The sequence below is a fragment of the Enterobacter sp. MGH119 genome, from assembly GCF_001037675.1.
Classification (GTDB): domain Bacteria; phylum Pseudomonadota; class Gammaproteobacteria; order Enterobacterales; family Enterobacteriaceae; genus Enterobacter; species Enterobacter hormaechei_C.
On record NZ_KQ089930.1, the window covers coordinates 83,644 to 105,155 of the forward strand.

A 21,512-nucleotide genomic window follows, 5' to 3' on the forward strand; every position below is an offset into this window, starting at 1 on the left:
AATACCGATTGCCTCTGAAAGGCCACGCTTGCGGCCTTTTATTTATTAAACATGAGAAGAAATCACGTTATTTTTGGAGTGGCAGAAATTAACCCGCACGTAAAAATATATTTTATAAATGAGAGAATTTTAAATATATCATACACCAGATATTTCACCCTAACTTAAATTACTATTAAGCAGAAATTAAACCTAACCAAAATTAAATATTTACCGCACATTTTAATTATTATTATCGCCCCACCAGCACCGTTTTAAGGGTTTCACCTTTAACGCCAAAACCCTTTGCCCACGCGCCCTCATAGCTAACGAAATATATTAACGCTATCAATTAATCGCCCCTGCAATAGCCGTGCTGGGTTTACGAACACTTAATTTGCATATTCAGACATTTATAGCTATATCATTTTCATAACGCAATAAATCAATACCTGCACAAATAATAAGGCTTATAAATCGCAAACATATAAATAAACAACTATTTCCTGTGTAAATAATTAGCTTTGCCCTGAGGTTGCCACTTTTAATCCTGGCGGGCATCGGTCGCGCTAAAGAAAGTAACGGTAAATCCTGTTTATTAAACAGTATTTTCGCCGGGAGCGCGTTCGTCTCTTCAGAAACGATGGCTTTGTTTTACACGCCGTAACCAATCACTCAGCTGGAGTAATAATTGTATGAGCCAAATATCTGTTATATCTAAATTAACTGGCGTGGAAACGACCACGGAAGGGACACAGATAACACTCGATCACTCCTCAATCGTTAAACTTAACGTGGATCGCGCCGACATCTCAGGTTACTCCCGCAGCGGAAACGATCTGGTGATTACCCTCAACTCGGGCGAAGTGATTACCCTCAAGAATTTCTACGTCACCGACGCGCAGGGCGTGAGCCAGCTGGTGCTTGAGGAGAGCGACGGTGCGCTGTGGTGGATTGAAGATCCAACCGGTGCCGCAACCTATGAATCCATCGCCTCCACCGATGCATTACTGGCGGCGTCAGGGAGTGATGCCGGCGGCGCCGCTGCGTGGCCCTGGGTGCTGGGTGGCCTGGCCGCCGCAGGTGGGATTGCTATTGCGGCGGGAACTGGCGGTGGAGGTGGCGGAGATGACGATAACAACAGCCCGAATCCCGGCAATCCGGGAAATCCTTCCGAGCCAGATACCACGCCTCCGGATGCCCCCACCAATCTACAGGTCTCACCTGACGGCAAAACCGTCACCGGTACCGCTGAGCCGGGCAGCACGATTACCCTGAAAGATGCCGATGGCAACACCATCGGAACGGGCAAGGCGGGCAGCGACGGAAAATTTACGATTGATCTCGGTACGCCACTCACCAACGGGGAACAGATCACCGCCACCGCCACCGATCCATCCGGCAATACCAGCCAGGGCGGTCAGGTCACGGCACCGGATCTCACCGCACCGGATGCCCCGGCCAATCTGGAGGTCTCCCCTGACGGCAAAACCGTCACCGGTACCGCTGAGCCGGGCAGCACCGTTACCCTGAAAGATACCGATGGCAACACCATCGGAACGGGCAAAGCGGGTAGCGACGGGAAATTTACGATTGATCTGGGTACGCCGCTCACCAACGGGGAACAGATCACCGCAACCGCCACCGATCCGTCCGGCAATACCAGCCCGGGCGTTCAGGTCACGGCACCGGATTTAACCGCGCCGGATGCACCGGAGATTGTCACCGTCAATGATAACGTAGGCGCCGAAACAGGCCCGCTGAGCAACGGACAACGCACGGACGATGCCCGCCCGACCTTCAGCGGCATCAGTGAAGCCGGCACCGTCATTACCTTCTATGACAACGGGAAACCGATTGGCACCGCAACAGCCGATGCCACAGGGAAATGGAGCTTTACCCCGTCGACCAACCTGTCTGAAGGCAACCACGCCATTACCACCACCGCGACCGATGCCGCAGGCAATACTAGCCCGGCGTCCACGGCGGTAAGCTTCGTGGTCGATACCGTCGCGCCTGGCGCGCCAGCTATCGTCAGCATCACCGATGATGTTGCGCCTGGCACCGGCACACTCGGGAGTGGAAGCAGCACCAACGACCCACGGCCACAGCTCACCGGCACGGCGGAAGCGGGCTCGACGGTCACCATCTATGATAACGGCATTGCCATTGGCACAGCCGTTGTGGGCAGTAACGGAAGCTGGAGCTTTACGCCGTCGGTGAACCTGAGCGAAGGCAGCCACCAGCTTACCGTGCGCGCCACCGACGTCGCCGGTAACACTGGCCCGGCCTCGCCGGTCTTTACCGTCACGGTAGATGTCACCGCGCCGCAAACGCCTTCCGGGTTTATCATTAACGACGACACGGGCGTACTGAAAGGAGCGATCGGTGCCGGGCAGTTTACCGATGCCTCAGAGCCACGTCTGACGGGCAGAGGCGAACCGGGCAGCACGATCACGGTTTACGATAACGGCGTTGTTATCGGCACCACCACCGTTCTGCCGAACGGCACCTGGAGCATCACGCCGACGAGTCCACTGGCAGAAGGCGCACACTCGATTACCCTGCGGGAAACCGATGCGGCAGGCAACCAGAGCGGTCTGTCTCAGCCGATCAACTTTACCGTCGATCTTACGCCGCCAGACATGCCGGTTGCGACGCTCAACTCCGCAGGCACCCAGATCACCGGTACCGCCGAGCCGGGCAGTAAAATCGTCATCACCAACAATGCCGGGCTGCAAATCGGGACCGCCACTGCCGACAGCAACGGCAACTATGTCGTCAACCTGAACCCTGCGCAGACCAACGGCGAGATTATCTCCGTGGTCGCCTCCGATGCCGCAGGCAACCAGAGCTCACCGGCGCTGGTCAACGCAGCGGATATCACCCCACCTGCCGCACCGGGCAACCTGGTGGTGGCGGAAGACGGGGCCAGCGTCAGCGGAACCGCCGAGCCAAACAGCACGATTATCATTAAAGCGCCGGACGGTACGATCATCGGCCAGGCCACCGCCGGCCCGGACGGCACCTTCACCATCCCGATTTCGCCAGCCCAGACCAACGGCGAAGCCCTTGAAGTGACGGCCACCGACGGCAGCGGTAACACCAGCCCGTCTGGCTTTGCCGACGCGCCAGACAGCACCCCACCGCTGGCGCCGGAAAACGTGGTGATCTCTGCCGACGGCACCACCGTAACCGGTACAGCCGAGCCGGGCAGCACCGTCACCATCCGTGAAAATGGCGTGAAGGTCGGGGAAACGGTCGCCGACGATCAGGGGAATTTCAGCGTTGAACTGATCCCGCCGAAAGCCAACGGCGAAGCCCTGACCGCCGATGCCACCGATACCGCCGGAAACACCGGCCCGACCGCGCCGTTTGACGCGCCGGACATCACCGCGGCACAAACCCCGGTCATCACGGGCGTGGTGGATGATGCCCCAGGCGTCACCGGTCCTGTCAGCCAGAACGGTCTCACCAACGACAACACGCCAACCATCAACGGAACGGGCGAGCCTGGCACCACCATCACCCTCTACAGCGGTACTACCGTGCTTGGCACCGCGCTGGTTTCGGCGAACGGTCAGTGGTCCATCACGCTGGAAACCGCGCTACCGGACGGCGGGCACGTGCTGACGGCGACGGCGGTTGACGCCAATAATAACCTCAGCGGGACATCGAACACCTGGAGCATCACGGTGGATACCGCCGCGCCGGGCGCGCCGGCCATTACGCAGGTCATTGATGACGTACCGGGCCGCACGGGTGCGCTCGACACCAATGAAACTACCAACGACACGCTCCCGACGCTGAACGGTACCGGTGAGCCGGGCTCCACCGTGACGATCCGCCTGGACGGACAGGATATTGGTACTGCCGTTGTTAACAGCGGTGGCGCATGGACATTCACACCTGCTACCCCATTAGTGAACGGGCAGCATACGTTCACCGTCGTCGCGAGCGATGCGGCCGGTAACGCCAGCGCACCATCAGCCGGCTTTACCCTTACCGTCGATACCACCCCGCCACCAGCGGCCACCATTGACACCGTCTCCGATAACGTGGGGCCCGTGCAGCTTCCGCTTAACAGCGGGGACACCACCGACGACACGCTGCCGCAGTTGCAGGGAACCGCACCGGACGGCACCACCATCACGATCTATGACGGAACCACCCTGCTCGGCACGGCGGTGCTCGACGGCAGCGGCGGCTGGAGCTTTACGCCAACCACGCCGCTGACGGACGGCCCGCACTCGCTGACGGTCCACGCAACGGATGAGGCGGGTAACACCACCATTTCGCCGCCGTTTGAACTGGCGATCGACACGACCGCGCCTGCAACGCCGGATATTCCTGAGATCACCGTCAACCCGGACGGCGGCACGCCGGGGACGGCCCTGAATCCAGGGGAGACCACCCGGGATACCACGCCAACCCTGAGCGGCTCGGGCACGCCGGGGGATATCGTGAACATTTACGATGGCGCTACTAAAATTGGTGAAGCCGAGATCGATGGCGACGGTAACTGGAGCTGGACGCCGGATGATCCGCTCCCTGACGGCACCTACGATCTCTCCCTGACGGTCACTAACCAGGACAGCGCCGGGAACGAAAGCGCGCCGTCCACGCCGGTGACCATTACCATTGATACTGACGCGCCTGCCCAACCGGGAACCCCAACGGTGACAGACAGCGTAAGCCAGATCACCGGACCCGTGCTGGATGGCGAATCCACCAACGATCCGCGTCCGGTCCTGAGTGGCACCGGTACGCCGAATGACGTCATTACCATCTATGACCAGGTGGGTACAGGCGAGCCGCAGGCCGTGGGCAGCGTTACGGTGGACGGTAACGGTAACTGGAGCTGGCGTCCTGAGAGCAACATTGGCGAAGGGACGCACGAATACACGGCGACCGCCACCGATGAAGCCGGGAATGAATCTGTGCCATCAGCCGGTATCACGATAACGGTCGATACCCTCGCCCCGGATACTCCGGTTATCAGTGCCATTGGTGGCGTGCAGAATGGCGAGTCTACCAACGACACTACGCCAGGCATCGGCGGAACCGGCACCACCGGCGAGACGGTGATCATCTACAACAACGGCGTGGAAGTCGCGCGCGTAGAGGTCGTCAATAATGAATGGTCCTATACCCTGCCGACACAAACCGACGGCCCGCTGAATATCACCGTCGCCGCGGTGGACGATGCCGGTAACGTTAGCCCGGTAAGTCCGGTCTTTACGGTGGAGGTTGATACGCAGGCGCCAACCGTGCCGCAAATTGACGCCGTCTCTGACAGCCAGCTGACCAACAGCGTGCTTTACACCCGCGACGGTACGCCAACCCTCACCGGGATTGGCGAGCCGGGTTCGAGCGTCACCGTCTCCGTTGATGGTGTCGCCTCGCCGGTGGTCGTGGAGGTTCAGCCGAACGGGACATGGTCCTGGACCGCCGACCCTGCGCTCACCGAGGGGCCGCATACCTTCTCAGTGGTCGCGAGTGACGCGGCGGGGAATACCTCCGCCAGCTCCGGCGATCTCAGCGTGACGGTGGATACCCTGCCGCCTGCAACGCCAACGAATATGACCATTGCCGCGGAGGGCACCCCGCTGACCGGGACGGCGGATGACGGAACCACGGTGACGGTTCGTGACGCCAACGGCAATATCATCGGGACCGGGGTCGCGACGGGAGGCTCCTTCTCCATTGCCCTCTCCCCGGCCCAGTTGGATGCCGCGACGCTGACGCTGATCGCCACGGACCCCGCAGGCAATGCCAGCCCGTCAACCACCTTTGACGTGCCGGACTCTCCGCTCGAGCTGCCTGCGGTGCCGGTGATTACGGCGATCAACGATGACGTCGATCCCGTCACGGGCGACGTGAAAGATAAAACCACCAATGACACCACGCCTACCCTTACCGGCACCGCCGATCCGGGCAGCGTGATCGCCATTTATCAGGATGGATCGCTGCTTCCGGTGACCACTGTCGTTGCGGATACCAACGGCAACTGGAGCTACACGCCGCTGTTGCCGCTGACGGAAGGGCCACACACCTTCGCCGTGACCGCTACAAACACCACCACCGGCGCGACCAGCGGGCAGTCGCCTGTCGCGACCGTCACCGTCGACCTTACCGCCCCGACAGCGCCAGCCATCGGTGCGGTGACCGATGACGTAGGTCCGATCACCGGGCCAATCGCCGACGGGCAGAGCACCAACGATAACCGTCCTACCCTGACCGGGACAGGCACGGCCGGGGACACCATTACGGTGTACGATGACGGCGACCCGCTGGGCACCGTTATTGTCGGTCCGACTGGCACCTGGAGCTACACGCCGCCTGCGCTGGACGACGGCAGCCACACCCTGACCGTGACCGCCACCGATCCGGCAGGCAATGAGAGCACCCCGTCGGCCGGGATCACCATTGTGGTCGACACCGTCTCTACCACGCCGGTGATTACCAGCGTGACGGATAACGCAGGCAATGCGGCAACGCCTGTTCCAAGCGGCGATCCAACCAACGACACCACGCCAACCCTGACCGGTACCGCTGAGCCGAACAGCGTCGTCGCCATTTTTGATGGCACCACGCAGATTGGTACCGTGGCAGCAGACGGTACCGGCGCCTGGACATTTACTCCTGAAACCGCCCTCGGCGAAGGGACGCATGACTTTACCGTCAGAGCCACGGATCCGCAGGGCAACGTCAGCCAGCCGTCCAACGCCTGGAGCGTCGAAATCGATCTTACTGCGCCACAGGTGCCGACGATCGTTACGGTCAGCGACAACGCCCCGGGTGGCGTAACCGGCCCGCTTACCGCCGGGCAGGTGACAAATGACACCACGCCAACCCTGAGCGGCACCGGCCAGGCGGGCACCACTATTCACGTTCTGAATAACGGCGTGGAGATTGGTACCACTACGGTCGACGGCAACGGTAACTGGACCTTTACGCCGGATCCGGTCCTGACGGACGGGACGTATAACCTGCGCGTAAACGCCAGCGATGATGTTGGAAACGTCTCCGCCAACTCGCCAGTGTTCGCCTTTACGGTGGATACCACTGGCCCTGCGGCCCCGGTGGTCACCACGGTGATAGACGATGTCAGCCCGGGAACGGGAATCATCGCCAGCAACGGTTCCACCAACGACACCCGTCCAACCTTCAACGGTACGGGGGAAGTGGGCGCAACGGTGCACGTTATTGTCGATGATGTGGAAATCGGCACGGCGGTCGTCAACGCCCAGGGTAACTGGACCTTCACGCCGACCACCGCGCTGGGTGAAGGGCCGCATACCATTACCTTTAACGCCACCGATGCCGCAGGCAATACCGGGGTCACCTCGCCACCGTTCAACCTGACGGTGGATACGACGGTGCCCGAAGCACCGGTCTTTACCCCCGCCACCGACAATGCCGGTCCCGTGCTGGGCCCGGTCGCCTCGGGACAAAGCACAGACGACACCACGCCAACGCTGAACGGCACCGCGGCAGCCAACGCGACCATCACCATCTATGAGAATGGTCAGCAGGTGGGCACCGCCGTGGCGGATGCCAACGGCGTATGGAGCTTCACCACCGGCACGCTGGCAAACGGCAGCCACACCTGGACCGCCACGGCAACCGATGCCGCGGGCAACGTCAGTCCTGCCTCACCGGGCTTTACGCTGGTTGTGGATACGACTGCGCCTGCCGCGCCGGTTATCACCCAGGCGATTGACGATGTTGGCACCATCACCGGGGCGATTGGCTCCGGCCAGACCACGAACGATCCTCTCCCGCGCCTGGTGGGGACCAGCGAGCCGCTGGCCACCGTGAATATCTACGAAGGCACTACGCTGGTGGGCACCGGTACTGCCAATGCTAACGGCAACTGGACCGTGGATATCACCGTGCCGCTGGGCACCGGGTCACACACCTTTACCGCAGAAGCAACGGATCAGGCGGGGAACACCGGCGCGCCGTCCGCCGACTTCAGCCTGACCATTGACACCACGCCGCCAGCGCTACCGGTGCTGACCAGCATCACCGACGACGTCGGTAATGCTGCGACGCCTGTCGCCAACGGCGGGTTAACCAACGATGCACGTCCAACGCTCACCGGTACGGCAGAAGCCGGCGCGACGGTAACCATCTACGACAATGGGGTACAGATTGGCACCGCGGTCGCCACCGGCGGCGCGTGGAGCTTTACGCCGTCCACCCCGCTGGCTGACGGGCCGCATAATCTGACCTTCTCCGCCACCGACGCCGTGGGCAACGCCAGCGCACAGACCGGGGGTTACACCATCAATGTGGATGCCACCGCCCCTGTCGCACCGGCAATCACCTCGATTGTGGATGATGTGGGAACCGTCACCGGCCCTGTCACCGGCACCAACCCAACCAACGACACCCGTCCGACCTTAAACGGTACGGCGGAAGCCAATGCCACCGTACGTATTTACGACGGCACGACGCTGGTGGGAACCGTCACTGCCGATGCCAACGGCAACTGGACGCTGCCGCAAACCAGCACCACGCTGATCGAAGGCGCGCATAGCTTCACCGCCACCGCCACCGATGCCGCGGGCAATACCAGCGCGCCATCGCCGATTATCACGATCAACGTTGACCTGACGCCGCCAGCAGCCCCAACCGGGCTGGCGGTGATCACCAACGGGACGCAGGTTACCGGTACGGCGGAAGCGGGAAGTACCGTCACCATCACCAGCAGCACCGGAACCGTGCTTGGCACAGCCGTTGCGGACGGCAGCGGAAACTTCAGCGCCACCCTCACCCCTCCACAGACCGGCGGGGAGTCACTGATTGTCTTTGCTACCGATAAGGCCGGTAACGCGGGTATCACCACCTCCGTGATTGCCCCGATCACCACGATCCCGAACGCGCCGGTTATCGCTAACATCGACGATAACGTCGGCACGGTGACGGGCAACCTGACCAACGGGAAAACCACCGATGACACCACGCCAACCCTGAGCGGCACGGCGCAGCCGAACGCGACCATCACCCTCTATAACAACGGGGTGCTGATGGGCACGGTCACCGCGAATGCCAGCGGCAACTGGAGCTTCACCACGCCGGTGCTGAGCGAAGGGCCACATGCCTTCACCGCCACGGCGAGCAACGGCTCGGGCACCAGCCCGATTTCCACGTCGACCACCGTCATTGTCGATCTCACTGCGCCAACGGCTCCAACCGGGACCTTCAACGCAGACGGCAGCGTACTGACCGGTAGCGCCGAAGCGGGCAGCACCGTCACCATCCGTCTGGCGGACAATTCAACGGTCACCGCCACGGCAGACAGCAACGGATCCTGGAGCTACACCTTCCTCAATAAACAGACGGAAGGCCAGACGCTGCAAATCACCGCCACCGATGCGGCAGGGAACGTCTCGCTGCCCGGCTCAGCCCTTGCGCCGGTGGTGCCGCTCTCTGCCAGCACCAACGTTGAAGAGCTGGCGCTGACGACCACCGCAACGGTGACCAACTCGCAGTACAGCGACTATGGTTTCCTGCTGGTGGGCGCCGTAGGTAACGTGCTGACGCTGCTCGGCAACGACACCGCGCAGGTAGGTTTCACCGTCGGCAACGGCGGCAGTGCGGATATTGCCGTGAACGCCAACGCCACGGGTGCCGTTCTTTCCCTGCTCAATACCCTTGAGCTGGTGGTACAGCGCTTTGACGCCGCCAACAACACCTGGACCACCGTGGTCGATACCGGACAGCCGCAGTTCGCTGACCTGCTGACCCTCGGCGCGACGGGGGTGTCGCTGAACCTGACCGGTCTGGCGGATGGTCAGTATCGCGTCCTGAGCTACAACACTAACCTGCTGGCAACCGGTTCTTACACCAGCCTCGATGTGGCGGTGAAAGAGACCAGCGCAGGCACCGTGTCCGGCGAAACCAACATTGTCGGTAACGTCATCACCGACGTGGATCCAACCGCAGGCAGCGACAACGCCCCGGCGGGCACCACCGTCACTGCGGTCACCAACGCCCAGGGCACCACCACCAGCGTTACGGCTGACGGCACAGTGATTCAGGGGCAGTACGGCACGCTGACCATCAACCTGGACGGCAGCTATACCTATAACCTGACCAACACCAGCGCCGCCGTCATTGGCCGCACGGAGAACTTTACCTACACCATCACCCACAACGGCACCAGCGCCTCGGCAAATCTGGTGCTGTCGCTGGGCGAAGGCACCAGCAGCAGCGGTATCGTGGCCGTGGACGATACCGCCTCGCTGACCTTCGATACCACCGTGGAGGCGATCAACAACGGCACCTCGTCGCAGGGCGGCTTTACCCTGGTGGGGATCAACCTTGGCAATACGCTGGGGCTGAACCTGCTGGACGATCTGGCCAACCCGATCATCTATAACGTGGAAGAAGGCACCACCCGCACCATGACCGTTCAGGCGTCCGTGGGCGGCGTCGCGCTGGCCTCGGTGTTCGACCTTTACATCTATAAGTTCAACAATGCGACACAGACCTTCGAGCAGATGCGCGTTGAACCCGGCTGGCTGCGCGCGCCGCTGCTGGGCGGCACCTCCCCGCAGCTGACATTGAACCTGCCCGCTGGCGAGTACCTGTTCCTGCTCAATACGGCGGCGGGGATCACCGCGCTGACGGCCTACACGCTGAACGTCTTGCAGGATCATGTCTACAGCGTGGCAAGCGTGAGCGAGAGCACCACCGGCGATGTGCTGGCGGATGATATTGCGCCAGCGGGTACCGTAGTCTCCGACGTTAACGGCGTGGCGGTGAACAGCAGCGGTCTGACGGAGATCACCGGCGAGTACGGTACGCTGCGGATCAACGCGGCCGGAGAGTACACCTACACCCTGAACAGCGGGGTCGGCGCGGACCATATCAGCACGCCGGATACCTTCGTTTACACCATCACCGCGCCTGACGGCTCGAAAGACACGGCATCGTTGAACATCACCCCAACCGCGCGCCCAATGGATGCGGTAAACGATGTCAGCACCGCGATGGACGTCACGACGGTTCACCATACGGCCGCCTATTCCGATACGACGGTCGGGTCGGCGAGCTGGAACGCTGCGCTGCTTGCCTCAACCCAGGGCAGCGGGAGCGGGACCTTCGTGGTGGATCCTAATACCGCGCTGCATAACGTGGTTCTGTCGTTTAACGTCGCCTCGCTGCTGACGCTTACCGGGTTAACGGTGGACTGGACGCTGTCCAACGGCGCAACCACCGTCAGAACCGGCTCGTTTAACGGTGGGTTACTGCTGGGCGGCACGGCGACCATCAACCTGACGGGTCTCGATCTGGAGGCGGGAACCTATACGCTGAGCTATACGGGCAAAATGGGGCCATTGGGGGTAGGAAATATCACCATCACCCCAAGCGTGACCGGCACCAGCTACTCGCTGTCGCAGTTCGACACGACGGGTACCCACACCGTTGACGGCAATATCTTCGACGGCACCGACTCCGCAGGGGCGATGGACCAGCTCCACTCGGTTGATACCCGCGTGAGCATTACCGGCTACGACGGCGTTACCACTACGCTGGATCCGTACACCGGCAGCACGATGTCAAACATCACGGGCCACTACGGGACGCTGGCGATTGCCGCTGACGGCAGTTACACCTACACCCTCAACCCGGGTATTTCGCTCTCTACCATTACCAGCAAGGAGGTCTTTAACTACACCCTGACCGATGCCAACGGTGTTAAAGATACCGCGTCGCTGACCATTGACATGGCGCCGAAATTTGTCAGTTCGGAGCATAACGATGTGATTAGCGGTACGGCCTACGGCGACACGTTGATTTATCAGGTGTTGAACAACACGGCGGGTAACGCCACCGCAGGTAACAGCACGGGCGACCACTGGACGAACTTCTCCCTCACGCAGGGAGACAAGATCGACATTGGCGATCTGCTGGTGGGGTGGAACGGTAGCGCGTCGACGCTGGGGAACTATGTCTCTGTTTCACAAAGCGGTAACAATACTGTGATCTCCATCGACCGTGACGGCACGGGAGCCGCCTACACTAAATCTACACTCGTTACGCTGGACAATGTTCAGACCACCTACGACGAGCTTGTAAACCAGCAACACATCATTACCTGATAGCACCTGCAAGAAATGACCCGGGCGCGCGCAGCGCCCGGGCATAAACAAAAAAGCAGTACTTTTTTATTAGGGACAAGACATGGGAAAGAAGATGCCTTACTGGTGGCTCTCGTGCTGCCTGATATCTGTGCCCGCTATCGCGGCAAACCCTGCGGCGATGATTAATACCGGACAATTAAGCGAAACGCAGGAACTCCCCTCTTTAAATGGCCGCGTGGCGCCCGTAGCCAGCAAAGCCGCCCCCGGCACGCTACAGCTGAATGAAGCGGTTAACCGCGCCGTGACCTGGCATCCGGCCATCAGTGAAGCCGTCGGCAAACTTTATCAGCAGAGCGAAAATGTGGACGTCGCTAAATCGAAATATTATCCGCAAATTAACGCTGGCATGGATAACGGCTATAGCCACGACGGTGACGATAATGGCTTTACCCCCTCGCTGGTGCTTTCTCTTTCGCAAATGCTGTACGACTTCGGCAAAGTCGCAAGCCAGGTGCGCGCGGAAAACGCGGGCGTCGCCCAGCAGCAGGCCAACGTGCTGGTGAGCATCGACACCATCGCCCACGATACCGCCATCGCCATGGTGCAGGTGCAGACCTGGCAGCAGATGGTCGAGACCGCCAAAGAACAGCTGGATGCCCTGTCCTCCATCGGCACCCTGACGAAACAACGTAATGATGAAGGCGCAACGTCACTCTCTGACGTGGTGCAGACCGATGCCCGTATCGAAGGGGCGCGTGCGCAGCTGATGCAGTATCAGGCGAGCCTCGACAGCTCGCGCGCCACGCTGATGAGCTTGCTGGGCTGGGACAGCCTGAACGCGGTCAGCAATGACTTTCCGCAAAGCCTGGCCCGCAGCTACGACATCACCGAGCCGGACGATCGTCTGGTGCCCTCGGTATTAGCGGCCTGGGCGCAGGCCAACGTCGCGCAGGCAAATCTCGATTATGCCAACGCGCAAATGACCCCTACCGTTTCTCTGGAGCCGGAAGTTCGTCACTACCTGAACGACCGCTACGCGGGCAACGAAACGCGGGACCGCACCCAGTACTCCGCGTGGGTTAAAGTGCAAATGCCGCTCTATCAGGGTGGCGGCCTCACCGCCCGGCGTAACGCCGCCGGACACGCGGTGGAATCCGCCCAGTCCACCATCCAGCGCACCCGTCTTGAGGTGCGGCAAAAACTGCTGGAAGCGCGCAGCCAGGTGATGAGCCTGATGAGCACGCTTCAGATCCAGGGCCGTCAGGAAGCGCTCAGCGCCCGCACCCGCGAGCTGTATCAGCAGCAGTATCTCGATCTTGGTTCCCGCCCGCTGCTCGACGTGCTCAACGCCGAGCAGGAGGTGTATCAGGCGCGCTTTACCCAACAGCAAACCGCCGGACAGCTGCATCAGCTTCAGCTCAACTGTCTGTACAACACCGGGCGCCTGCGTCACGCGTTCGATCTTGAAAACCGCACCATCCAGACCGTGGAGATCCAGCCATGAAGCAACGCGATATCCCGCAGGGTGAAAACATGACGGATCAGGCGCTAGAGCAGTGGGCGCAGGCGTTTGGCTACGTGGCGACGCGCTATCGCGTTGCCTGCTCGCCAGGCTCGCTCGTCGCAGGCGCGCCGTGGCTGAAAGGCAAACCGATGGTGCCCGCGCTGACGCAGCTCGCCCGTGAAGCCGGGCTGACATTCCAGTTGCTGACGGCCGATCAGCACGCTATCAACAGCTGGCGTCTGCCGGTGGTGGTGGAGCTGAACGACGGTAAAATCGGCGTCATCGACAATTTCGACGGCGAGGATACGCTTGAGGTCAGCTTTTTCGACGACAGCACGCACACCAACCGCCTGTCGATGAGCGCGATGCTGCCTGCCATCCGCCACGTCATCGCCCTGCGTCCGCTGGCGGCGCTGAAGGACAGCCGCGTGGATGCCTATATATCAAAATACCGCCCGGACTGGCTCTACCGGCTGGTGATGCGCGACCTTCGCCCTTACAGCTGGGTGATGCTGGCTGCACTGTTCATTAACGTGCTTTCCCTCTCGGGCATCGTCTTTTCCATGCAGGTGTATGACCGGGTGATCCCCGCCCAGTCCTATCCGACGCTCTATGTGCTGACTATCGGGGTGCTGATCGCCACGCTGTTTGGCTTTGTGCTGCGCGTGGCGCGCGGACACATTATGGATCTGCTGGGCAAACGCTCGGATCTGCGCGTCTCGGATCGGGTGTTCGGCCACGCGCTGCGGCTGCGCCACAGCGCCATTCCGCGATCCACCGGCAGCTTTATCTCCCAGTTGCGCGAGCTGGAGCAGATCCGCGAGATGGTCACCTCCTCCACCATCTCCACCATCGTCGATCTGCCGTTTTTTATCCTGTTTGTGATTGTGCTGGCGATCATCGCGCCGCAGCTGGCGTGGATCGCTCCGGTGGCGGCGGTGATCATGGTCCTGCCTGGCCTGCTGCTGCAAAAGAAGCTGGCGGAGCTGGCGAAGCAGTCGGCGCATGAATCAACCCTGCGCAACGCGGTGCTGGTGGAAAGCGTGCAGGGGCTGGAGGACATCAAGCTGATGCAGGCAGAGAACCGCTTTTTGCAGCAGTGGAACAGCTATATCCAGATCACCGCCGAATCCGGCCTGCGCACCCGCGAACTGACGCAGAACCTGATCAGCTGGGGGATGACCATTCAGAGCCTGGTCTATGCCGGGGTGATCGTGGTGGGCGCGCCGATGGTGATCGACGGCACCTTAACCACCGGTTCGGTGGTGGCCGCCTCGATGCTCGCCTCACGGATGATCGCCCCGATGGCGACGCTATGCGGCGTGCTGGCCCGCTGGCAGCAGGTGAAGGCGGCCAAAGAGGGGCTGGACAGCATTATGCAGCTGCCGACCGAGAACCAGCGCGAAGAGACACCGATCCGCCAGGACGTGCTGCGCGGCCACTATCTTTTCGAGCAGGCGCAGTTCCGCTATCACCCGGAAGATCCCCGCATGGCGCTGCGCATTAACCGCCTGGAGATCAAAGCGGGCGAAAAAGTGGCGATCCTCGGGCGCAACGGCGCGGGCAAATCAACCCTGTTGCAGGCGATGGCGGGCGGGATGGATCTGGCGGGTGGTGAACTGCGGCTCGACAACCTCAGCCTGCCGCATCTGGACGTGGCTGACGTGCGGAGAAACGTCGGCTTTATGACCCAAAACGCCCGGCTGTTTTATGGCACCCTGCGCGAGAACATCACGCTCGGCATGCCGCGCGCCACCGATAAAGAGATCTTCGAGGTGCTGGAGATGTGCGGCGCGGCCAGCTTTGTGCAGAAGCTGCCAAAGGGGCTGGATTACCCGATTATGGAGAACGGCGTCGGGCTGTCCGGCGGGCAGCGGCAGTCTATTCTGCTGGCGCGGATGCTGCTGCGCGACCCGAATATCGTGCTGATGGATGAACCGACCGCCTCCCTTGATGAACATACCGAGCGGGAATTTATTCAACGTCTCGGGGCGTGGCTCGGCAACCGCACGCTGGTTGTCGCGACCCACCGCGTGCCGGTGCTGGAGCTGGTGGAGCGCGTGGTGGTACTCAAAGATGGCATGCTGGTGATGGACGCGCCAAAAGCCCAGGCGCTGAACAACAGCCGTATGCAGCAACAGCAGCAGGCAACCGGACGGGAGTGGAAAAATGAAAATCAGTCAGCGTGACGTTGCCGCAGTAGAAGATCTGGATAACGCGCTCGACTCCGAAAGCGGTTATACCGGCGCCCGGCGCATTGTTTTCTTCTCCCTGGTGATGTTTGTGGTGCTCGGCGTCTGGGCGTGGTTCGGCGTGCTGGACGAAGTCTCAACCGGCACCGGAAAAGTGATCCCCAGCTCACGCGAGCAGGTGTTGCAGTCGCTGGATGGGGGGATCCTCACCGAGCTGAACGTGCACGAAGGGGATCAGGTGCAGGCCGGACAGGTGCTGGCGCGGCTGGATCCTACCCGCTCGGAATCTAACGTCGGCGAAAGCGCGGCGCGTTACCGCGCGTCGCTGGCCTCCAGCGCGCGTCTGTATGCCGAGGTGAACGATCTGCCGCTCAAATTCCCGCCGTCCCTGGCGAAATGGACCGACCTGACCGCCGCTGAAACGCGGCTCTACAACTCGCGCCGCGCCCAGCTGGAGGATACCCAGCGGGAGTTGCGCGCCGCGTTAGATCTCGCGAACAAAGAACTGGCGATCACCCAGCGGCTGGTGAAAACCGGGGCCGCCAGCCACGTGGAAGTGCTGCGCCTGCAACGGCAGAAAAGCGACCTGGAGCTGAAGCTCACCGACGTACGTTCCCAGTATTACGTGCAGGCCCGTGAAGCGCTGTCGAAGGCCAACGCCGAGGTGGATATGGTGTCAGCGATCCTGAAAGGCCGCGAGGATTCCGTTACCCGCCTGACGGTGAAGTCTCCGGTGCGCGGGATCGTGAAAAACATCAAAGTCACCACCATCGGCGGCGTGATCCCGCCCAACGGCGAGCTAATGGAAATTGTGCCGGTGGACGATCATCTGCTGATTGAAACTCGCCTCTCGCCGCGGGATATCGCCTTTATCCACCCTAATCAGGAGGCGCTGGTGAAAATCACTGCCTACGATTACGCGATTTACGGTGGGCTGCACGGGGTGGTGGAGACCATTTCGCCGGACACCATTCAGGACGAAGCGAAGCCGGAGGTGTTCTATTACCGGGTATTTATCCGTACCAGCCAGGATTATCTGGTGAATAAGGCGGGCAGGCACTTCTCGATCGTGCCGGGGATGATAGCGACGGTGGATATTAAGACCGGAGAGAAAACGGTGCTGGATTATATGATCAAACCGTTTAACCGGGCGAAGGAGGCGCTGAGGGAGCGGTAGTCAAACGCCGGGTGGCGGCTGCGCCTTACCCGGCCTACATTCTCGCAGGCCCGCGCAAGCGCAGCGCCGCCGGGCATTAATCCGCACGCAAGACGTGGAATCCGCCTCGAAGAATTAACCTTTAGTCATGCATCACACTTCCCTTCAGCCATGACCAGGGTAATATTACTCGCAGACAAAAAGCACTTGCGCACAGTGCAGGAGTGCATTACTATCCACTCAGCTTCAAGGACTGGAGCTTACCAGCATTATGATTAATCATTTTCGGGATCAATGGCTTGAGGATTTTTTTCTCTACGGGAGATCGAGCAATGTTATTCCTTTGAATCTGGAAACAGCGCTTGCAAGAAAGCTCGACATCATCAATGCGGCCATGTCGCACCTGGATTTACGATCGCCACCGGGCAATATGTATGAAGCATTGAGTCCTCCGTTGAAGGGATACTCCTCTATCCGGGTAAACAGACAATACAGGCTTGTATTTCGCTGGTCAGAGGGAAAAGCAGACGATCTCTATCTCTCTCCACACAAGTACACGCAACACAAGTGAGGCATCACCTATGACACTTCAACAGGCACTCCGCAAACCCACCATGCCGGGCGAGGTGTTGCAGTATGAGTATCTTGAACCGCTCAATCTGAAAATCAACGATCTGGCAGAGATGCTAAATGTACACCGCAATACCGTAAGCGCGTTGGTCAATAACAATCGCAAACTTACTGCCGATATGGCGATCAAACTGGCAAAAGCCTTTAATACCACTATTGAATTTTGGCTGAACTTACAGCTAAACGTTGATATCTGGGAAGCGCAATCTAACTCCCGCACGCAGGAGGAGTTAAGCCGGATAAAAACCGTTGCGGAAGTCATGGCGAAGCGAAAATCCGGCAAGCCGGACGTCGCCTGATCCGCCCGCGCCACGCAATACGCTTACCCGACACGGGAACGGCGCATAACGGCATCTGCCATTATGCGCATCCGGTTACAGGGAAATTCTCAGGCGTCGAACCGCTTCTTTAAGCTGCTCATCCGTTGGGGTAACGAAAGACATGCGCAGCGTGGTGTGGTCCGGCTCGTTGCAGTAGAAGAACTCACCCGGCACAAACACGACGCCGTTGCTCAACGTTTTTTCCAGCCATTTCGTCGTATTGATGCCGTTATTCATTTTCGCCCACAGGAACATGCCGCCCTTTGGCTTGTGGAACGACATCACATCGCCCAGCTCCGCTTCCAGTTCACTGGCAAAGGTCTGGTATTTCTGGCGGTAGGCTTCGCGGATCATTTTAATCTGATTCGCCAGACGACCGGTTTTCAGATATTCGTACGTCATCAGCTGCGACAGCGTGCTGGTGTGCAGATCGGTGGTTTGCTTGAGGTTCACTACCGCGCGCTTTAGCCACTCCGGCACCAGCACCCAGCCCACGCGGGTGCCCGGCGCGAGGATTTTAGAGAAGGTGGAGGTGTACACCACGTTATCCTCATTGCCGATATCTTTGGCATGAGCAATCAGCGGGCGGAACGCTTCGTCGGTGTAGTTGATCTCGCTGTACGGGTCGTCTTCGATAATCACGAAGTCATAGCGCTTCGATAATTCCACCAGCTGTTTACGACGCGCTTCGGAGAGCGTCACGCCGCCCGGGTTACCAAAGGTTGGCACGATATAAACCGCTTTGATGGTTTTAGTTGCCACCAGCGCTTCTAGTTCATCCACTTTCATGCCGTCGCCGTCGGTACCGACGGATTCAAATTTCGCCTGCGCCAGGCCAAAGACCTGCAACGCGGCGAGGTAGGTAGGCCGCTCCACGACGACCGTATCGCCCGGGTTGATTAACGCCCGCGCCAGCACGTCAAGCGACTGTTGCGAGCCGGAAGTAATGACCACATCATCGGCTTTACAGGCGATGCCGCGACCTTCAGAGATGCGTTGGATCTCTTCGCGCAGCCCCGGGACGCCTTCCGTCAGACCGTACTGGAATGCTTCGCCAAAATGCTGAGACAGCACGGCATCAGCGGCGATTTTTAAACCTTCATGATCGAACAGGTCCGGATTTGGAATACCGCCACCCAGCGAAATCACGCCTGCCATTTTGCTATGTTTTAATAATTCACGGATGGCAGAGGATTGCAGGCCCTGCGCGCTGCTGGCGAGTTTGTTTGCAGACATTCTTTACTTACCTTCTTTTTTTATATTGTGCCCAATCTTAGCAGAATATGGGCAATAAATTCCGTTAGCTTAGGCAGCGGCCGCAAATCCTGGCGCCACAGTAAATGCACCGGCCTCGGCGCGGGCGTAAACGCTTTCAGAACCCGAACCAGCCTGCCGCTCGCCAGCTCTTCCGCCACCAGCACTTCCGGTTGCAGCAGAAGTCCCGCCCCGGCTCGCGCCGCCATGCGTAAGCCGTAGCCGTCATTGCATCGTAAGACGGCATCACGCTTCCAGCGCACTTCGCCTTCCACACCCGGCAGCCGCCACTCGTTACGCGCCGTCCATACCGTGTGCGACAGGCACAGGTGATCCACCAGATCGGCTGGCGTTTGCGGCGTACCGTGACGCGCCAGATAATCCGGCGCGGCGCAGATCGTCATGTTGTAGGGACACAGATATTTCGCCACCAGGTCCTCATTACGGATCTCACCGATACGAATGGCCAGATCGACCCCTTCCTCGACCAGATCAACCATTCGGTTGGTGAGATCCAGTTCGATGCGCACTTCCGGGTAACGCTGCAAAAACGTGGCCGTCAGAGGCGCGATAACGCAGCCGCCAAACGAGGTGGGCGCTGTCACGCGCAGGGTGCCGGCGGGTGTGGCTCGCAGGCGCTCAACCGCGTTTTCAGCAATCGAGACCTGCTCCAGCACGCGCCTGGCCTCTTCGAAATAAACGCGTCCGGCGTCGGTCAGGCTCTGGCGACGGGTGTTGCGCTCCAGCAGCCGCGTACCGAGCTGCGATTCCAGCTGCGTAATATACTTCCCGACCATCACCGCCGACATCTCCAGCCGGGCCGCCGCGCCGGTAAAGCTGCCGCTTTCCACCACCGTGATGAACGTCTCCATGCCGCGAAGCTTATCCATATTCCGAACCTCTGGTTAGCAATCTTCTAACATCAACCCAGTTTATCTGAATTTTTATTTATTAAAGAATGAAGGCTCACAACATAAGGAGTCTGCTATGAAAATCGTCATTATTGGTGCCAGCGGTACGGTCGGTCGTGCTGTGACAGATGAGCTAAGCCGTCGTCACGAGGTGATCAGCGTGGGTCGCACGCAGGGCGACCATCAGGTGGATATCACCTCGCAGGCGAGCGTACAGGCGCTGTTCGAAAAGATCGGCCCGGTGGATGCGATTGTCTCCGCCAGCGGTGGGGTACACTTCGGCCCGCTCGCAACCATGACCGACGGCGAGTTCAACCGGGGCTTACAGGATAAGCTGCTGGGGCAGATTCGTCTGGCGCTGACCGGCCAGCACTACCTGAACGAAGGTGGTTCGATTACGCTGATAAGCGGCATTGTGGCTCACGAGCCGATTGCTCAGGGCGTCAATGCCACCACGGTGAATGCGGCGCTGGAAGGGTTTGTGCGCGCCGCGGCCTGTGAACTGCCGCGCGGGATCCGCATTAACCTGATCAGCCCGACGGTGCTGACGGAATCCGTCGAAGCATATGATGGCTTCTTCCCGGGCTTTGAAAGCGTTCCCGCTGCGACCGTTGCGCAGGCCTACCGCCGCAGCGTGGAAGGGGTACAGAGCGGGCGGGTATATAAAGTCGGCTATTAAGCCTTACGGGCGGCGATCAGCACCAGCATCGGGCGTTCCGCCTCTTCGGCCAGCGCGGGCCAGGCGTCAACCTGCGTCTGCGTTGGTCCCCACTCATTGACTTCGCTTATCGTTAACCCCGCTTTAATCAGTGCGTTAAGCGTGGTGCCCAGCGTGCGGTGGTATTTAATCACCCCGTCCGCCAGCCAGTTGCTGACGCGCTGGCTTTCGTCCTGATAATGGTTCACGCCCCAGAACCGCTCACCGTTGTCGTCGGTGAGCCAGCCCTGACGGGTGGCGCAGGTATAAATCGGGTGCTCCATCGAGAAGACCAGGCTGCCACCGGGTTTTAGCGCGCGCTGAACCCTGGCGAATAGCGTGTCCAGCTCCGGCAGGTAGTGTAGCGCCAGCGAGCTGTAGACCAGATCGAGGCTATTCGCTTTCAGCGCCAGAGATTCCAGATCGCTACGCTGATAGTGAATCCGATTGTCATCAGTCAGTTCAGCCGCGCGGGCGAGCATTTTTTCTGAAATATCAACACCCGTGACGTCAGACGCGCCCAGCTCGCGCGCTGCGCGACAGAACCATCCGTAGCCGCAGCCGAGATCGACAACCGCTTTACCGGTTAAATCTGGCAGCATTGCCTTGAGCGCGGGCCACTCCGGCGCGCCGTTCAGGCCCTGAACCGAGCGCGGAAGCTGGGCATAGCCTTCAAAAAATGCCGGGTTGTCGTAGATGTTTTGCGCCATAACAGACTCCTTTATCGCAACAGTGGCGAGGGTAAAGCACCCCTCGCCCGTTGACAAC

10 protein-coding genes are annotated in these 21,512 nt (G+C 60.1%); 7 read left to right on the plus strand and 3 right to left on the minus strand.

All coding sequences use genetic code 11. From position 1 onward, the window contains the following. The first annotated feature begins 674 nt into the window (after window positions 1-674). The 6 genes from SK53_RS11785 (at window position 675) to SK53_RS11810 (ending at window position 17,861) form a co-directional block, all read left to right on the plus strand. Window positions 675-12,098, plus strand: a complete 11,424-nt coding sequence (locus SK53_RS11785) for a BapA/Bap/LapF family large adhesin (protein ID WP_048209496.1) — start codon at window positions 675-677, stop codon at window positions 12,096-12,098. Between the two features lie 82 nt (window positions 12,099-12,180). Then, complete coding sequence (locus SK53_RS11790) at window positions 12,181-13,584, plus strand: TolC family outer membrane protein (RefSeq protein WP_048209498.1); 1,404 nt, start codon at window positions 12,181-12,183, stop codon at window positions 13,582-13,584. Next, window positions 13,581-15,773 (plus strand): type I secretion system permease/ATPase, encoded by a 2,193-nt coding sequence (locus SK53_RS11795; protein WP_022651699.1) that lies wholly within the window; start codon window positions 13,581-13,583, stop codon window positions 15,771-15,773. The genes SK53_RS11790 and SK53_RS11795 overlap by 4 nt, the downstream gene beginning before the upstream one ends. Continuing rightward, on the plus strand, window positions 15,754-16,953 hold the full coding sequence (locus SK53_RS11800; RefSeq protein ID WP_003862224.1) for an HlyD family efflux transporter periplasmic adaptor subunit: 1,200 nt from the start codon (window positions 15,754-15,756) through the stop codon (window positions 16,951-16,953). Before SK53_RS11795 ends, SK53_RS11800 begins: the two co-directional genes overlap by 20 nt. Window positions 16,954-17,203: 250 nt before the next feature. Then, entirely contained in the window at window positions 17,204-17,503 is a 300-nt protein-coding gene (locus SK53_RS11805; RefSeq protein ID WP_015571638.1) for a type II toxin-antitoxin system RelE/ParE family toxin, read from the plus strand. 10 nt (window positions 17,504-17,513) lie between these two features. Further along, on the plus strand, window positions 17,514-17,861 hold the full coding sequence (locus SK53_RS11810; protein ID WP_048209500.1) for a HigA family addiction module antitoxin: 348 nt from the start codon (window positions 17,514-17,516) through the stop codon (window positions 17,859-17,861). Window positions 17,862-17,936: 75 nt separating this feature from the next. On the opposite strand, the gene SK53_RS11815 is transcribed toward SK53_RS11810, so the two are convergent. Both SK53_RS11815 and SK53_RS11820 read right to left on the minus strand, forming a co-directional pair. Further along, the gene (locus tag SK53_RS11815) at window positions 17,937-19,118 is read right to left on the minus strand and encodes an aminotransferase-like domain-containing protein (protein ID WP_023314694.1); all 1,182 of its coding nucleotides are present in this window, start codon (window positions 19,116-19,118) and stop codon (window positions 17,937-17,939) included. Between the two features lie 20 nt (window positions 19,119-19,138). Next, window positions 19,139-20,026, minus strand: a complete 888-nt coding sequence (locus tag SK53_RS11820; RefSeq protein ID WP_048209501.1) for a LysR substrate-binding domain-containing protein — start codon at window positions 20,024-20,026, stop codon at window positions 19,139-19,141. Window positions 20,027-20,123: 97 nt separating this feature from the next. Between SK53_RS11820 and SK53_RS11825 the strand changes: the two genes are divergently transcribed. After that, on the plus strand, window positions 20,124-20,726 hold the full coding sequence (locus SK53_RS11825) for a short chain dehydrogenase (RefSeq protein WP_023314696.1): 603 nt from the start codon (window positions 20,124-20,126) through the stop codon (window positions 20,724-20,726). Here SK53_RS11825 and SK53_RS11830 read toward each other — a convergent pair. Beyond that, entirely contained in the window at window positions 20,723-21,454 is a 732-nt protein-coding gene (locus SK53_RS11830; protein ID WP_023314697.1) for a class I SAM-dependent methyltransferase, read from the minus strand. The genes SK53_RS11825 and SK53_RS11830 overlap by 4 nt on opposite strands. Between the last annotated feature and the right edge of the window lie 58 nt (window positions 21,455-21,512).

What these genes read in the sequence shown, in the direction of transcription:
- SK53_RS11785 (WP_048209496.1), top strand. Translation starts at nt 675, where the DNA reads ATGAGCCAAATATCTGTTATATCTAAATTAACTGGCGTGGAAACGACC.
- SK53_RS11790 (WP_048209498.1), top strand. Translation starts at nt 12,181, where the DNA reads ATGGGAAAGAAGATGCCTTACTGGTGGCTCTCGTGCTGCCTGATATCT.
- SK53_RS11795 (WP_022651699.1), top strand. Translation starts at nt 13,581, where the DNA reads ATGAAGCAACGCGATATCCCGCAGGGTGAAAACATGACGGATCAGGCG.
- SK53_RS11800 (WP_003862224.1), top strand. Translation starts at nt 15,754, where the DNA reads ATGAAAATCAGTCAGCGTGACGTTGCCGCAGTAGAAGATCTGGATAAC.
- SK53_RS11805 (WP_015571638.1), top strand. Translation starts at nt 17,204, where the DNA reads ATGATTAATCATTTTCGGGATCAATGGCTTGAGGATTTTTTTCTCTAC.
- SK53_RS11810 (WP_048209500.1), top strand. Translation starts at nt 17,514, where the DNA reads ATGACACTTCAACAGGCACTCCGCAAACCCACCATGCCGGGCGAGGTG.
- SK53_RS11815 (WP_023314694.1), bottom strand. Translation starts at nt 19,118, where the DNA reads ATGTCTGCAAACAAACTCGCCAGCAGCGCGCAGGGCCTGCAATCCTCT.
- SK53_RS11820 (WP_048209501.1), bottom strand. Translation starts at nt 20,026, where the DNA reads ATGGATAAGCTTCGCGGCATGGAGACGTTCATCACGGTGGTGGAAAGC.
- SK53_RS11825 (WP_023314696.1), top strand. Translation starts at nt 20,124, where the DNA reads ATGAAAATCGTCATTATTGGTGCCAGCGGTACGGTCGGTCGTGCTGTG.
- SK53_RS11830 (WP_023314697.1), bottom strand. Translation starts at nt 21,454, where the DNA reads ATGGCGCAAAACATCTACGACAACCCGGCATTTTTTGAAGGCTATGCC.